The organism is Micromonospora globispora (assembly GCF_003857015.1).
Taxonomy (GTDB): domain Bacteria; phylum Actinomycetota; class Actinomycetes; order Mycobacteriales; family Micromonosporaceae; genus Micromonospora; species Micromonospora globispora.
Genome location: NZ_QGGF01000708.1, coordinates 1 through 1,465 on the forward strand (window position 1 = coordinate 1; position 1,465 = coordinate 1,465).

The window sequence follows — 1,465 nt, forward strand, 5'->3', positions numbered from 1 at the left end:
GACCGCAGGCCATGAGAGAGCCACACCAATGACACCGGTGGGCAGCCGCAATGTGGGAGCGTCTCGCCGAGCACCTGGACCGAGTCTGGCCGGACATCGATCCTGCAGGAAGTCTCTAAGTAGCCGCGGACCGCGCATCGCGGAGCGCGGCCGGCTGCCTACGGGTGGGGCGCGCCGACGTGCCGAGATCAGTGCGTTGACCGAGTCGTCCAGCAGGAACTCGCAGACAGGCGCCGAATCGGTAGCGCAGTGTCCACTTCGCTATGCGGCAAGGGCGACGGCGGTGCCGGTCACCGCGATGCCGGTTCGCGGCTCGGCGGGGATCCCGATGGTCAGCACGCTGGGACGGCCCAAGTCCTGGCCTTGGTGCATGGTGACAGTCACGGGTGGCGCGACCAGCCCTAGCTCCCGTAGATAGCCCCCGAAAGCCGCCGCCGCGGCGCCAGTGGCGGGATCCTCCACGACGCCGCCGGGTGGGAAGGGGTTGCGCGAGTGGAATACCTGAGACGACTCTCGCCACACCAGGTCGATGGTCGTCCAGTCGCGCTGCGCCATCAGCGTGGCCAGCGCGTTCATGTCGTAGTCCAGGTCGGCGAGCCGTTGTCGGTTTGCGGCGGCCACGACGGGGTGCCAGGCGCCGGCGAAGGCGACTCGCGGCGGCAGCGTCGCATCGAGGTCGCCTGGTGCCCAGCCCAGCGCCTCAAGCAGCGCCGCGAGATCACTGGCAGCGATGGGCTTGGTCTGCGGCTGCACGCTGATCAGCGTTGCGGTGATCGTGCCGTCCGGCGTCACGTCGGTGGAAACCTCGACCAGGCCAGCCCGGGTGTCGAAGTGCAGGACCCCCGGACCGTGACGCTGGGCGTAGGCGGCTGCCGAGGCAATGGTCGCGTGGCCGCAGAACGGAACCTCGGCCAGCGGGCTGAAGTAGCGCACCTCGAAGCGCCCGTTGCCGTGAGGCACGAGGAACGCCGTTTCGGAGTAGCCGATGTCAGCGGCCACGCGCAGCATCTCGGCGTCGCTGACCCCAGTGGCATCGAGTACGACACCGGCCGGGTTGCCGCCCGCCGGATCGGCACTGAACGCCGCGTAGCGCAGGATCTCCATGATCACGACCGTAAGCGCGGCGGACCGTCAGAAACGAGGGCCAATCCACGCCTCATGGCCCGCGAAGCCACTACTCGGCCGCAGACATCCGCCTCTGCCGCTGGTCGCGCGGTCATGCCGAGATGAGTGCACGGTCCGCGCAGCACCTTCCACCCACCGACCTGCGTCGGGTAGAAAGATCTCTTGTGTTCGAGCGCATGACGACCGACGCCCGGGCGGTGATCGCGCGCATTCCGCGCCTCGCCTTGGCCGCGGACCGGCGCGAGATGACCCTCTGGGACCTGGCGGCGGCGTTGCCTGCACCGTCGGGCAACACCGCCGCGTTCTGGCACGCCCCCACCGCAGAGCCCCCGCCCGCGGC

The 1,465-nt window shown here is 69.6% G+C and carries 1 protein-coding gene; it reads right to left on the reverse strand.

The genetic code is table 11. From position 1 onward, the window contains the following. Positions 1–261: 261 nt before the first annotated feature. Entirely contained in the window at positions 262–1,104 is an 843-nt protein-coding gene (locus DKL51_RS32660) for a PhzF family phenazine biosynthesis protein (protein WP_109943719.1), read from the reverse strand. Between the last annotated feature and the right edge of the window lie 361 nt (positions 1,105–1,465).